The 13,333-nt window shown below is 60.7% G+C and carries 11 protein-coding genes and 2 pseudogenes; 4 read left to right on the top strand and 9 right to left on the bottom strand.

Annotated features, from left to right (window positions below):
• From EN984_RS05620 to EN984_RS05610, 3 genes are all read right to left on the bottom strand, one after another.
• Positions 1–380, bottom strand: a 380-nt coding sequence (locus tag EN984_RS05620; RefSeq protein WP_127383659.1) for an extracellular solute-binding protein, incomplete at its 3' end; no start/stop codon positions are given.
• 159 nt (positions 381–539) lie between these two features.
• Entirely contained in the window at positions 540–1,766 is a 1,227-nt protein-coding gene (locus EN984_RS05615; RefSeq protein ID WP_127271208.1) for a cytochrome P450, read from the bottom strand.
• Positions 1,763–2,416: an N-acetyltransferase gene (locus EN984_RS05610; protein WP_127271207.1), complete on the bottom strand. Its 654-nt coding sequence runs from the start codon at positions 2,414–2,416 to the stop codon at positions 1,763–1,765. Before EN984_RS05610 ends, EN984_RS05615 begins: the two co-directional genes overlap by 4 nt.
• Positions 2,417–2,506: 90 nt before the next feature.
• On the opposite strand from EN984_RS05610, the gene EN984_RS05605 reads away from it, so the two are divergent.
• The 4 genes from EN984_RS05605 (at position 2,507) to EN984_RS05590 (ending at position 7,025) form a co-directional block, all read left to right on the top strand.
• On the top strand, positions 2,507–3,526 hold the full coding sequence (locus EN984_RS05605) for a hypothetical protein (RefSeq protein WP_127271205.1): 1,020 nt from the start codon (positions 2,507–2,509) through the stop codon (positions 3,524–3,526).
• A 156-nt stretch (positions 3,527–3,682) separates the two neighbouring features.
• Positions 3,683–4,234 carry a sigma-70 family RNA polymerase sigma factor gene (locus tag EN984_RS05600; RefSeq protein WP_127271203.1) on the top strand — a complete coding sequence of 184 codons (552 nt, stop codon included), beginning with the start codon at positions 3,683–3,685 and terminating at the stop codon, positions 4,232–4,234.
• 1 nt (position 4,235) lies between these two features.
• A complete protein-coding gene (locus tag EN984_RS05595) occupies positions 4,236–4,874 on the top strand; it encodes an NrsF family protein (protein WP_127271201.1) in 639 nt (212 codons plus the stop codon).
• A 132-nt stretch (positions 4,875–5,006) separates the two neighbouring features.
• Positions 5,007–7,025: a PAS domain S-box protein gene (locus EN984_RS05590; protein ID WP_127271199.1), complete on the top strand. Its 2,019-nt coding sequence runs from the start codon at positions 5,007–5,009 to the stop codon at positions 7,023–7,025.
• Between the two features lie 57 nt (positions 7,026–7,082).
• Here EN984_RS05590 and EN984_RS05585 read toward each other — a convergent pair whose 3' ends face one another.
• From EN984_RS05585 to EN984_RS05560, 6 genes and pseudogenes are all read right to left on the bottom strand, one after another.
• Positions 7,083–7,961, bottom strand: a complete 879-nt coding sequence (locus EN984_RS05585) for a 3-hydroxybutyryl-CoA dehydrogenase (protein ID WP_013529423.1) — start codon at positions 7,959–7,961, stop codon at positions 7,083–7,085.
• A gap of 116 nt (positions 7,962–8,077) precedes the next feature.
• Complete coding sequence (locus EN984_RS05580; protein ID WP_127273233.1) at positions 8,078–9,007, bottom strand: electron transfer flavoprotein subunit alpha/FixB family protein; 930 nt, start codon at positions 9,005–9,007, stop codon at positions 8,078–8,080.
• A 23-nt stretch (positions 9,008–9,030) separates the two neighbouring features.
• A complete protein-coding gene (locus EN984_RS05575) occupies positions 9,031–9,780 on the bottom strand; it encodes an electron transfer flavoprotein subunit beta/FixA family protein (RefSeq protein ID WP_127383658.1) in 750 nt (249 codons plus the stop codon).
• 289 nt (positions 9,781–10,069) lie between these two features.
• Positions 10,070–11,239 carry a M20 aminoacylase family protein gene (locus EN984_RS05570; RefSeq protein ID WP_127270769.1) on the bottom strand — a complete coding sequence of 390 codons (1,170 nt, stop codon included), beginning with the start codon at positions 11,237–11,239 and terminating at the stop codon, positions 10,070–10,072.
• A 776-nt stretch (positions 11,240–12,015) separates the two neighbouring features.
• Positions 12,016–12,802, bottom strand: a pseudogene (locus EN984_RS05565) (crotonase/enoyl-CoA hydratase family protein).
• Positions 12,799–13,333, bottom strand: a pseudogene (locus EN984_RS05560) (hydroxymethylglutaryl-CoA lyase); the annotation flags it as partial. The pseudogenes EN984_RS05565 and EN984_RS05560, both read right to left, overlap by 4 nt.

Genomic DNA, 13,333 nt, shown 5'->3' with positions numbered 1-13,333 from the left:
ATGGCGGCGACGCCGACCCATTTGCCGCTGGCCGGTTGATAATCCTGCGGAACCTGTGCCAACGTGTCGGCATCGACCGGCGCGAACAGGCCGGCGCTCTCGACCAGCGCCATGGCCGGTGAGTTTTCCGTCAGGAACACGTCTGCGGGTGAAGCAGTGCCCTCGGCGACGATCTGATTGGAGAAGTCGCTGTCGCCGCCATTGCGCACCGTGACCTTGATGCCCGTTTCCTTGGTGAAGCCTTCGGCCCACGCCTTGGTCAGGCTTTCGTGCTGGGCGTTATAGACAATGATGCCGGCATCCTCGGCCATCGATGGGCTGGCGATCAGCATGATTGCCAGCGCCGTGGCGCCGGCGAGGGTGGAAAGAGCATATTTCATGACATTGTCCTAAAGTTCGGGTTGGCACCGGCTCACCTACCGATACCTGACAGGCTTAGTCAACATTGGTGATCTGCTTCAATCGGTCGCTGAAGCACAAACGCTTGATATCGGGCTCACAATTCCAAGTGATGAAGGGACCCGAATGGCGTGCCGAATTCAAACCGATGGTTGATCCGCGGGCCGGATGAATGGGGCGGCTTGCAGACCGTGGAAAAGCACCGAATGCCGCCTGACGACCCTGGGAAGGTCCAAGCACCAGCCTTTGGCCTGCGTGAACAAGGCCTCCAGCAGTACAGCTATTTCTAACCGGGCGACGTGTTGACCCAGACAGGCATGCAGTCCGGTGCCAAAGGCAAGGGCCGACGAAATGCCGGAACCCAAATCCAACCGGTCGCCCGCCGGAAAAACAGAAATGTCTCGATTGGCGCTCGCCAGCACGGGTACGACGGCCTGCCCGGCTTTTATGGTTGCGCCACCAAATTGCATATCTTCCGCGGCGATGCGCGCTCCGGCATAGTGAACTGGAGCGCAAAAACGGAGCAGCTCTTCGGCTGCTGAAAACCAACTGACTTTCCCATCTTCAAGCAGCGAAAGCTGTTCTGGGAAGCGTGCAAGCGCGACCAGCGCATTGCCGAAGGTATCGACGACTGTCGCCTGCCCGGCAAAGAGCAGGAATACGATGTTTGCAACGGCATCGTCTCTCAGCCAGCGGCCAGCCTCGACTTCGGCAAGCATCTGAGCTGAAATACCGTTTGGGCGCACAGTACCGTGTTCTATCACGCTGGATACCCATGCCTCCAACCGGCGGCAGGCATCGTTTGCGTCTTCGTCTACGCCGCCGGCCCTTATTTCCAGGGCGTTGGCCATAAGCTGTGCGTCGGCGCCAATCCGCCAGGGATCGTCCATGTCAATACCAAGGATCTGTTCCAGGGCTGAAAACGATAGCGGCAGGCCTATATCACGAACCGCGTCGAACTCCGGTTTTTGTACAGCTGCCTGCGTAAGTTCCGACGCTTTGGCCGCAAGCCGGTCGAATAGCCCGTTGCTGGAGGAAAAGCTTAGCGAACCAGCCAATGGGCGGCGCAGGCGCATGTGCCGTGGCGGGTCGGACAGCAGCATGGAACGGGTCAACAGGTCCAGGGCCGGATTGGCGCTGATCTTTTGCCTGACCTCCTGATAGGCGCCCGGCGGTGCCTGCAGCAACAGCGGGTGTTTCAAGGCCTGGGAAACAAGCGCATGGCTGAACACGTAGAAGGCTTCACCGACCTCGGGATAAGGAGGTTTGCCCCAACTGGCGCCTCCTGAACTCCGACGACGGGCGAATTCGGGAAACGCATCGCTGCCATGGGCGATGGGGTCAAATAGATCAGCCTGATCTGTCATCGGGCAAGATCGACAGCAAAGATAACGCGAAATCCGCCGGAACTCATGTCTTCAGGTAGAAAATCGGACGCGAGATGTAGAAATTCGCACCGGAGAACACGGTTATAGAACCGCAGTAGCGGATCCCTCGTTATGGATTCCACCGAAGGCATGACACCGGTCCGATGCCAATCGTCGATGGTCCGACGAAATTCCGGATCCGGCCGAACCTTGTCGGGCAACTCGTCCTGTGCTCCCGCGTAGGACGGGCAACGTCCGTCGCCGACCAACCAACGCGCACCGACCTGCCGTCCATAGTCAGACATTTGCGACAACAGGCGGCGTGCCATGTCGGTGCCGCGGAATTCGGGTCGCACACCAAGATTGTACACGTAGAGTGACCGTGCAGGTCGGCTCCTGGCAAGCGAAGAGTAGGCGGAGAAGGTCTTGGGGAACCTTCCCGTATCGTGCGGATCTTGGCTGGTTTCCACGAAGCAGATCGCGCCGGCAACAAGGTTCTCAACCATGGCCAGGATCATTGTATGCCCGAGCGAAAGCCGGTGGTGAATTGTTTTTTCGCTGGCACCGAGTCGTCCCCAGGCCGCGGCCTCCATCGCGGCCATGCCCGGAACGTCGTCTGCCATAAGCTGTTGAAATACGATCATCTTCATCGTCGAAAGGCGGCTCGTAATTGCGATATCGAATCGATAATTTTCTGATACCAGCTGTTGATGAGTGCATGAGTAGGGGCGGGTTGTCTCATGATCTTCTATGTTTGCCATCGCTTGCATGCCTATACCCTGGCAAGCCTGCTACTCTATTTTCGAACAGATTTGCAGGGTTCTGTGCGCTTTGTCCCCTATGACGAACGGGAGCATCTGCTTGAGATTTCCAGAGGCACCGTTCTTTGGACGGATTTGGACCGACTGAGCGAAGCAGAGATTGAAGCATGCTCCAATCTCAGCCAGCGGATGAAGTCGCAGCAGCCTGATCTGTTTCAACTCAACCATCCCCGAAAAAGCCTTCAGCGTTTCGATCTATTGCGTATGCTGTTCGCGGACGGCATCAATGATTTCAATGTATACAGACCCGAAAGTCTGCCGGCGGGAATGCGTTTCCCTGTCTTTCTGCGTGACGAGACGGGCGCCGCTTATAAAGTGCCGCCGCTGTTGCAATCGCCGGCGGAACTCGGCGAGGCGCTCTCGAACCTGGGTACGATGAATTTTGTTCGCCCCATAGTGGTGGAGTTTGGAGCAAAGGCTGGTGCCGATGGCAGCTACCGAAAATACTCGGCATATCGGATCGGCGAGCGCAGTTATGCGCAACACTGCTTCGCCAGCAAGGAGTGGTTCATAAAGGTACAGGGAGGCGGTATGTCGGGGCAACATCGGGTCGAGCATACCGAGTTTGTGCGCGACAATCCGCATGCGGTAGAGCTGATGCCGATTTTCGAGAAGGCGGGGATCTCATATGGCAGGATCGACTACACCATTGTCGATGGTCGTATCCAGGTTTTCGAGATCAACACCAATCCCACTGTATTGAACGACCCGCCCACACCCTTCGACAGATACGATTCGTTGCCTTACGCCAACATGCATGCAGATGCCTTGGCACAACTGCCATATGCTAACGATCCCCTATCCACTCCGGTTATCGATGAGACACATTTCCAGATCTTGGGCCGCCTGAGAAACAAGTACCGTCGCAGACGGATGAAGCTGACCGTTCGAAAGGGCTTCAGGTCTTTCCGGGACGCCATGTTCGGCGCCAAGCCTTGAGTTCTCGAACAAGAGCGCGGGGCAATATCGCTCTGGCGATCGGCGCGCGGTGTGCCGCAATCTTTCGTGATTTGCCGATAGTTTGGCTTGGACATTATTTCGCCGGCCACGTAACAAATCAGCGCCGAGACGCGAAATTCGGGGGAGTGAACTCTTGTGAGCGGCAAGGACGAGGCCGAACTTTCCCGGCTGATGCGGGCCGCGATCGCGGGAGATGAAAGGGCTTACGCCGACTTTCTGCACCGGATTGCCGCGCTGGTTCGCGGTTTTGCCAGGCGCAAGATCGTGCAGGGCGGGGTCGATCCCGAGGATGTCGTGCAGGAAACCTTGCTGGCTATTCATGTAAAACGACATACCTGGCGTCAGGATGCGCCGGTGTTGCCGTGGATCTACGCGATCGCCCGCTTCAAGGTGATCGATGCGTTCCGGCGGCGAGGACGGCGCATCGAGATCGATGTTGACGATATCGCCGAGACGTTCGCCGAGCCGGAAACCGAGACCGTCAGCGAGCGAGATATCAACCGGGCATTGGACAGCCTGTCGCCGGCACAGCGCTCCGTGGTCTCGGCCGTGTCGGTGGAAGGGCGGTCCATCGGTGAGACGGCGGCGAAGTTCGGCATCAGCGAGACGGCGGTGCGTGTGTCGCTGCATCGCGGACTTGCTGCGATAGCCAAGCGATTCGGGCAGGGGCGGTTCGGGCGGGAATGACATGAGGACGGATGATCTCATCAAGGCGCTGGACGCCGACGCAAGCAGCAAGGCAATCCCGCTGCTATCGGCCTGGTGGCTGGCCGCCGGTGCGGGGGCGGTGATCGCGGCCGTCGTATTCCTGCTGACCATCGGCCCGCGCCCGGACTTCATGGCGGCCGCTCACACGATGCGCTTCCTCTCCAAATTCGTCTTCACCATCGTGCTGGCCGTCAGCGCCTTCGCCCTGATCCGCGCCTTGTCGACGCCGGGCGCCTCGACGGGCCGGGCAATGGCCTGGATGGCCGCGGCGCCCGTGCTGGTCGCCGTGGCGGTGCTTCTTGAGCTTTTCATGGTGCCGGAGGCGCTGTGGGGTACACGGATGGTCGGCTCCAACATGATGCTCTGCATGGGCTTCATCCCGCTGATCGGTATTGGCCCGCTTGCCATCTTCCTGTGGATGCTGCGCTATGGCGCGCCGACACGGCCGGTGCTTGCCGGTGCGGTGGCGGGTCTGCTCGCCGGCGGGCTGGCGGCAACCTTCTATGCCGCGCACTGCTTCGACGACTCGCCGCTTTTCGTCGCCACCTGGTACACGGCAGCGATCGCAGCGCTCGCATTGCTCGGTGCGCTCGGCGGACGGTTTTTCATACGCTGGTAGCGTTTCGTAACGATCGCGGACCCGTGCACCGATCCTTAATCATGCCGGCAATTGTTTGCCGGTTAGCGACCACGCCGGCATGCCGGACGCAACCTTTCCTTAAAATCGATCCGCCAAGGTTGATGCGAGAACATGCGTTTGCGCACGGGGGTGGCACGTATCGTGATGTGGCGAGGATTGACCAGCCGAAAATCTCTTGGGCATGCAGGGCTGGCGTTGCTCGTCGCCGGCCTGGGCGTGCTGGCGACCTCGATCCTGCTGTCGAGCCTGGATTTCGGCACCGAAGCGTTGAGGCTCTGCCTGCAGATCGCGGTGGCGGTGGCGGCGGGCGCGCTGTTCCTCGCCGCCCTGTCTATCCGCAGGATCAGCAGGGATCGCCAGCAGATCGCCGAGAGCGAGCTGCGCTTCCGCCGCGCCATGGAGGATTCGGCGATCGGCATCGTGGTTGTCGGTCTCGACGGTCGCATCCGCCAAACCAATCCGGCCTTCGCCGCCATGCTTGGCTACACAAGCGAAGAGATCGAGGCGCTGACTTTCTTCCAGATCACGCATCCCGACGATCTGCTGATCGGGCGGGAGACGATGGACGATCTGAAGGCGGGCACGGTCAATTCCTTCCACTTCGAGAAGCGTTATCTCAGGAAGGACGGAACGCCCGTCTGGGCTCATCTTGCCGGTTCGGTCATTCGCGATGAGACCAGCGGCCGCCCGCTCTATCTCGTTTCGCAAATCGAGAACATCGACGCGCGCAAGCAGGCCGAGGCGCGCATTGCCGAGGCGGAGACGCGTTGGAATTTTGCTCTGGCTGGTGCCGGCCAAGGCGTCTGGGACCTCGACATGCGCAAGGGGGGCACGACCTATTCCTCGACCTGGGTCAAGATGCTGGGCTATGCGGATGGCGAGCTCGATGGCGACACCGATCGCTGGCTGACGATGATTCATCCCGACGATCGCGAGACTGTCGCCGAAGCGGATCGCGCTCATCTCGAGGGCAAGACACCGTTCTTTGAGGCCGAGTTCAGGATGCGCCACAAGGATGGCCACTGGATGTGGATACTCGACCGCGGCAAGGCCATCGAACGCGACGAGAATGGACGGCTGATCAGGGCCATCGGCAGCCTGACCGACATCACCCGCCGCAAGGAGGCCGAAGAGCGCCTTACTGTGTCAGCGGCAATGCTTGCCGACGAAAAGGAGCGGTTGAGGGTGACGCTGCAATCGATCGGCGATGCCGTCATCTGCACCGACGCCGCAAACGGTATCACCTTCATGAACCCGGTCGCCGAAAAGCTGACCGGGATTGCCGGCGGCGAGGCTCTCGGCAAGATGCTTGGCCATGTCTACTGGGCGGTCGACGAGGAGACGGGGCACAGGATCGGCGTCACCCGGCCCGCAGTTGGCGTTCATGCGCCCGCCGACCAGAACAGCCGCGCCGTCCTGATCCGGCGCGACGACACGCGCTGCAGCATCCGCCAGGTGGTGTCGCCGATCATCAACGAACGGAACGAATTCTGCGGGCTGGTCATCGTCTTCCAGGACTTTACCGATGCGCGCGCGCTGCAGCGCCAGCTGGCGCATGCCGCGGCACACGATGCGCTGACCGGCCTTGCCAACCGCTCGAGCTTCATCCGCGCCATGGAAGACCTGGTCGGCCAGGCGCGCAAGGATGGCACCGCCGACACGACGAAGTCGGTCGGAGGCGCCGGACATCAGTTCATGTTCATCGATCTCGACCACTTCAAACTGGTCAACGACACCGGCGGACACGCGGCGGGAGACGCGCTGCTGAAGCGGGTTGCCGAGGCGATTCGCGGCGTGCTTGGTCCAGACGATATCGTCGCTCGCCTCGGCGGCGACGAATTCGCGGTCATTCTGAAATCGGGTTCGGCAGCCGGCGCCAAGATCGCGGCACGCTCCATCATCGATGCGATCGGCGGGCTGGACTTCACCTGGGACGGCCGTCTTCACGTGATCGGCGCCAGCATCGGACTGGCTGCGATCAATGCCAATTGCGGCGAGGTCGACGAGATCATCGCGAGAGCCGATGCGGCCTGCTATGCGGCCAAGGCGGCCGGCCGCGGCTGTGTCTCCGTGGCGTCCGACGCACGGATCGTGGAGGGCCGGACAGAGCCGCTGGCGGCGGCCTCCTGATCGAGCCTGTCAACCGCCGATCCGAAGGCTTGTCCCTGATTTGCGTCGACGATGCGCTCAGCGCGTCGGAACGGGATGCTCGCCACGATAGTCGTAGAAGCCGCGCCCGGTCTTGCGGCCGAGCCAGCCGGCCTCGACATATTTCACCAGCAGCGGGCAAGGGCGATACTTCGAGTCCGACAGGCCGTCATGCAGCACCTGCATGATCGACAGGCAGGTATCGAGCCCGATGAAATCGGCCAACTGCAGCGGCCCCATCGGATGGTTGGCGCCGAGCCGCATGGCGGTGTCGATGGCGTCGACCGAGCCGACACCCTCATAGAGCGTGTAGATCGCCTCGTTGATCATCGGCAACAGGATGCGGTTGACGATGAAGGCCGGAAAATCCTCCGAGACCGTGATCGTCTTGTCGAGCTGCTTCACATAGGTCTTGGCAGCCTCGAAGGTCTGGTCCTCGGTGGCGATGCCGCGCACCAGCTCGACCAGCTTCATCAGCGGCACCGGGTTCATGAAATGTATGCCGATGAACCGCTCAGGCCGGTCGGTCTGCGCGGCAAGCCGCGTGATCGAGATCGACGAGGTGTTGGTCGCCAGGATGGCTTCGGGATTGAGCTGCGGACAAAGCTGGGCGTAGATCTTGCGCTTGACCGTCTCGTCCTCTGTCGCCGCCTCGATCACCAGATCCGCGCCGGCAAGATCGGCCATCGCGGGCGCGGCCGAAATGCGGCCCATCGCGTCGTTGCGCACCTTCTCGTCGAGCTTGCCGGACCCCACCTGGCGGGCCATGTTGCCGCTGATTGTGGCGATGCCTTTCTCGATGCGGTCGGGCGAAATATCGTAGATCAGCACCTTGTAGCCCGAAAGCGCGGAGACATGGGCGATGCCGCCGCCCATCTGGCCCGCGCCGATGATGCCGATCGTCTCGATCTTGCTCATTACACCGATCCCGTCAAAAGGCCTTTGCGGCCTGCTTTTTGTGCGGTGCAAACTAAAAGGGCGGGGCGACTTCGTCTACCCCACCCTCACCATTTAATACGCTTTGGCAGAAAGCGTCAAAGCGCCTTTTGCAGCTCCGGCAGAATGACGAAGAGATCGCCGACGAGGCCGTAGTCGGCAACCTGGAAAATCGGCGCCTCCTCGTCCTTGTTGATTGCGACGATGACCTTCGAATCCTTCATGCCGGCGAGATGCTGGATGGCGCCGGAGATGCCGACCGCGATGTAAAGATCGGGGGCAACCACCTTGCCGGTCTGGCCGACCTGCCAGTCGTTCGGCGCATAGCCGGCATCGACCGCGGCGCGGGAGGCGCCGACGGCGGCACCGAGCTTGTCGGCGACCGGCAGGATGACCTCCTGGAACTTCTCCGCCGAACCCAGCGCACGACCACCCGAGATGATGATCTTGGCCGAGGTCAGCTCCGGACGGTCGGTCTCGGAAAGCTTGTTCTCGACGAAGGTGGACAGGCCGGGATTGGCCGCGGCCTTGACGGTCTCGACCGCCGCCGAGCCGCCCTCGGGGGCTGCCTGGAACGAGGCCGTGCGCACCGTGATCACCTTCTTGGCGTCGCTCGACTGCACCGTCTGGATGGCGTTGCCGGCATAGATCGGCCGCTTGAAGGTGTCGGGCGATACGACTTCGATGATCTCGGACACCTGCGCGACATCGAGCAGCGCTGCGACGCGCGGCGCGACATTCTTGCCCGACGAGGTCGCCGGCGCGATGATGGTGTCGTAAGCGCCTGCCAACGACACGACCAGTGCTGCCGTCGGCTCGGCCAGGCGCTCGGCAAGTTCGTCGGCCTCGGCCAGCAACACCTTGCTCACGCCCTTCAGCTTGGCGGCAGCGTCGGCTGCCGGCTTGGCGCCTTTGCCGGCAACCAGCACATGCACGTCCGAGCCGATCTGCAGCGCCGCCGACAGCGCCTTGGCGGTCTGGTCGGAAAGCGTTGCGTTGTCGTGTTCTGCGATGAGGAGAATAGCCATTTTTCTGTTCCTTTCCCGATCGCTTACAACACGCCGGCTTCGTTCTTGAGCTTGTCGACCAGCTCAGTGACGCTCTTGACCTTGACGCCTGCCTTGCGGCCGCTCGGCTCCTCGGTCTTGATGACCTTCAGCCGCGGCTTGACGTCGGCGCCGTAGTCGGCCGGGGTCTTCTCGTCGAGCTGCTTCTTCTTGGCCTTCATGATGTTGGGCAACGAGGCATAGCGCGGCTGGTTGAGGCGAAGGTCGGCGGTGACGATCACCGGCATCTTCAGTTCCACGGTCTGCAGGCCGCCGTCGACTTCGCGCGTCACCTTGGCCTTGTCGCCGTCGAGCACGATCTTGGAAGCGAAGGTGCCCTGCGCCCAGCCAAGCAGTGCCGCCAGCATCTGGCCGGTCTGGTTGGAGTCGTCGTCGATCGCCTGCTTGCCGAGAATGACGAGGCCGGGCTGCTCGGCGTCGACGACGCCTTTCAGCACCTTGGCGACGCCGAGCGGCTCGGTCTGTTCGTCGGTCTTGACCAGGATGGCGCGGTCGGCGCCCATGGCGAGCGCGGTGCGCAGTGTTTCCTGCGCCTGCTGCGGGCCGATCGAGACGACGATGATTTCTTCGGCCTTGCCGGCTTCCTTCAGCCGGATTGCTTCTTCCACCGCGATTTCGTCAAAGGGATTCATCGCCATCTTGACGTTGGCCAGCTCCACCGCCGAACCATCAGCCTTCACGCGAACCTTGACGTTCGCATCCACAACCCGCTTCACCGGGACGAGAACTTTCATTCAGTCTCTCCTATTCCGCTCTGGCAGCGCCTACAACACGCTCCAGAAGTTAGCGCATTGGCGATCCATAAGATCCCCGCCGCTTCGTTGTTGATAGTGATATCTGCGGCCGTCACGCTGGCTGTCCGCTGGCTCAGGCAACCGTAACCAACGAAACTATCTGATGTAGCAAACGGAGTAGTTTTCAGAAGCGGTCGGTCCTCAGCGCGTAGGAGCGTGAGGTATTTTTATACTCATGACTTTTCTTCTGAATACGAGTTCGCACGCAAACTGGTGGGGACAGTCGAGCTCACATAGGCAACACTGTCTCGACCACATTTACCCAATAGCCTATCCCATAAGGCAAGGCTTCGTCATTGAAGTCATAGGCGGGGTGATGCAGAAGAGCGGTAGGTCCATTCCCAAGGAAGATAAAACTACCTGGCCGCTTCTCAAGCATATAGGCAAAGTCCTCCGCACCTATACGTGGCTTCATCTTATGATTCACCGATGCAGGCCCGACTAGGTCGCGTGCCGCCTTAGCCGCTAAAGTAGTTTCCTCCGTGCAGTTGACAGTGACCGGAACGGAGCGACGGTATTTGAATTCGATATCCGCGCCGAAGCCGCGCGCAATGCCCTGTGCGGCTGCCGCAATCTCTTGTTCGGCGAAGTCTCGCAGGGCTGGCACGAGAGTTCTGACCGTTCCGGCAATTTCAACTTGATCGGGAATGATGTTGTAAGCCTGTGCGGCCTTCAGCTTGGTGACGGAAATCACCAGAGACTCCATGGGGTCGGTTTTGCGAGAGATTAAGATTTGTAGGCCGACGATAATCTGTGCTGCTATGGTGACGGGATCGATAGTTCTATGTGGGTAAGCCGCATGGCCGCCCCTGCCCTTCACAACAATGTCGAAGTCGTCCTGCGAGCCCATGATAGGACCATCGCAGATGGCGAATTTGCCAATTTCCATGCCTGGCAAGTTATGCATGCCGAAAACCTGGGATATGTCGAAACGGTCCATAATGCCTTCCTGGACCATCCTTTGAGCTCCCGTCGGAAATTCTACTTCTTCTGCCGGCTGAAAGATTAAGGCGACGGATCCCCTGAAGTTGCGCGTACTCGCAAGATGTTTCGCAGCACCCAGCAACATAGCTGTATGACCGTCGTGGCCGCATGCATGCATTATGCCTGGGTTTTTCGAGGACCAGGATTTGCCTGACGCCTCAACGATTGGCAGGGCATCCATGTCCGCTCTCAATCCGATCGTCGGTCCATCTCCCCCTTGCCCCTGAATAAGTGCGACGATGCCGGTCTCAGCTATCCCCGTTTCGATATGATTGATCCCGAACGATGCCAGTTTATCGATCACGAACTTCGCTGTGTTGTGTTCCCGATAGTCGAGCTCTGGATTTTCATGGAGGTAGCGTCGCCACTCCGTTGCTTCGCGCTGCAAATCACGGAAGGACTCAACGCTGTGCATCTGAACGTTTCCCAAATTGCGTTTTTTGTTGGCCGATGTTCAGCTTCCAGGAGGGCTAGGTCAAATTCAGTTTGTGTATTGTGATCATCTGGTTTTCAGATGAACTCAGGGTGGTGAAAAGCCTGGGTAGGACCGCGACCGCGACCTGTCTTACCTGAGCGCAAGGCATCTGTCAGATGCGCGTTTTCGCCTTTGAGTCAGCGACTGGAATGCGTTGCTGTCGCGACGGGAAAATGGCACGTGGTCAGCACAGCAGCGGCAGCAAGCGCGGACTTGGTACGTGACGCGCAGCTTGAACACATCTGGCCGGACGCTTCACATGGGAGAACTGCCGCCTGTCTTCCGGCTCGAACCGTCGGAGTCCAATGCTGCGCCATTCTCCGGCGATTGAGATGGGACAGCAGCCCCGGAGGAGGATCGCCGGGCGCCTATCGCGGCAAGTTGACAAGCGGAGCAGTCGTCATGCGGCTGTTCGCGGTGACCCTCCGATCGAATAACCACCCCGGTATTTCCAGCCACCGGTGGGCCAGAAAGGGTGCAGCGGAACACCGCCAGGTCACCCTTCTTGATCGACCGCATGGAGAAAGACCTGCCGGTCAGCCCAGGGATGCCATGGATAAAGAAGTTCGCGATCAACATCGATCTGCGGGCGTTCCATGGTCGAGTTGTACGACGAGATCCATCCTCATTCAGCGCTCAGAATGCGTTCCCTGAGGGAGTTCATTTAGGCACAAATCTACTTGGAGCGACGACCAACGAACGGCTCCCGGCCGGCCTCACGCCTGCCAACGCGGTCTGCGGCGATCGGAGAAGGCCGCGATTCCGTCAGCGGCGTCGGTCGTTTCCCATACATCGGCCAGCAGAGCGACCGTCTCGCCGATCACTGCGTCGTCGATTTCCGACCCAAGTCGGCGCACAAGCGCCTTGGCGGCGGCGACCGCCCGCGGCGAGGCCGAGAGATAGGGCCGGACCTCAGCCTCGACCGCCGCCTCCAAGTCGATCGGCGGCACGACCCGGGAAACCAGTCCGAGGTCGCGGGCTTCATTTGGCGTCGATTATCCTGCCTGACATGAAGACCCGCCGCGCCCGGCCTTCTCCCATCCGAGCCAGAACATAAGGAGAAATCGTAGCAGGGATGAGTCCTAACCGGACCTCGGTGAAACCGAACCTAGCGGTGTCGACGGCCACCGCAACGTCGCAGACGCTCATCAGGCCGAGACCGCCACCGAATGCCTGGCCGTTGATGCGGCCGATCAGGGGTTTGGGTAATTCGTTGAGCGCGCGAAGAGCCAGCGCCAGCTTCATGGCCTCGGCGATTCGCTCGTCACGCGCGGCGGAGGCCTGCGCCCGCATCCAGGCGAGATCGGCGCCCGCACAGAAGCTGTCGCCTTCGCCCGTCAGCACCACCGCTCGCACATTGTCGTCATTGGCGAGCAGTTCGGCGGCGCCCGCAAGTTCGGCGATCATCTGTCCCGACATAGCGTTGTGCTTGTCCGGGCGGACGAGGGTCAACGTAGCGACGCCGATCTCGTCGGTCATGATGCAGATAGTGTCGAAGATCATGGCCGCTCCTCTCTAAGGCTGCCCGCGAAGCGGGCCACCTCCTCCAATCGCTCCATGTCGAGGCAGGTCTCATAGCCCCGGCCCGCTAGCATTGCCGCGACGGCGAGGGTATCGACATTGCCGTTTGCTCCCACGGCGAAGGGGCAGCCGCCAAGTCCGCCAACCGCAGCGTCAAAGGTGCGTAGGCCCTTCTCCAAGCTTACCAGAATGTTATCGAGGGCGCGGCCCCCAGTGTCATGATAATGTCCAGCAAGTCTCCCGGCCGGCACCGCTTCCAACACAGCATCGAGCATGGCCGCGATGGTTGCGGGCGTTCCTTGGCCCGTGGTGTCGCCCAGCGAAATCTCATAGCAGCCCATATCAAGGAGTTCGGTCACAACCTTCACAGCGGCAGCCGGCTGTATCGGTCCTTCGTAAGAGCAGTCGGTGATGCAGGAGACATAGCCTCGCACCGGAATGCCGTCGGCGGCAGCCGCGGCGAGCACAGGGCGGAAACGCTCGAGGCTTTCGGCAATCGAGCAGTTAATGTTC

This window comes from Mesorhizobium sp. M7A.F.Ca.CA.004.12.1.1 (assembly GCF_003997835.1).
Classification (GTDB): domain Bacteria; phylum Pseudomonadota; class Alphaproteobacteria; order Rhizobiales; family Rhizobiaceae; genus Mesorhizobium.
This window is presented reverse-complemented; position numbering and strand designations above follow the sequence as displayed.

What these genes read in the sequence shown, in the direction of transcription:
- EN984_RS05575 (WP_127383658.1), bottom strand. Translation starts at nt 9,780, where the DNA reads ATGAAAGTTCTCGTCCCGGTGAAGCGGGTTGTGGATGCGAACGTCAAG.
- EN984_RS05590 (WP_127271199.1), top strand. Translation starts at nt 5,007, where the DNA reads ATGCGTTTGCGCACGGGGGTGGCACGTATCGTGATGTGGCGAGGATTG.
- EN984_RS05580 (WP_127273233.1), bottom strand. Translation starts at nt 9,007, where the DNA reads ATGGCTATTCTCCTCATCGCAGAACACGACAACGCAACGCTTTCCGAC.
- EN984_RS05605 (WP_127271205.1), top strand. Translation starts at nt 2,507, where the DNA reads ATGATCTTCTATGTTTGCCATCGCTTGCATGCCTATACCCTGGCAAGC.
- EN984_RS05570 (WP_127270769.1), bottom strand. Translation starts at nt 11,239, where the DNA reads ATGCACAGCGTTGAGTCCTTCCGTGATTTGCAGCGCGAAGCAACGGAG.
- EN984_RS05615 (WP_127271208.1), bottom strand. Translation starts at nt 1,766, where the DNA reads ATGACAGATCAGGCTGATCTATTTGACCCCATCGCCCATGGCAGCGAT.
- EN984_RS05610 (WP_127271207.1), bottom strand. Translation starts at nt 2,416, where the DNA reads ATGAAGATGATCGTATTTCAACAGCTTATGGCAGACGACGTTCCGGGC.
- EN984_RS05585 (WP_013529423.1), bottom strand. Translation starts at nt 7,961, where the DNA reads ATGAGCAAGATCGAGACGATCGGCATCATCGGCGCGGGCCAGATGGGC.
- EN984_RS05595 (WP_127271201.1), top strand. Translation starts at nt 4,236, where the DNA reads ATGAGGACGGATGATCTCATCAAGGCGCTGGACGCCGACGCAAGCAGC.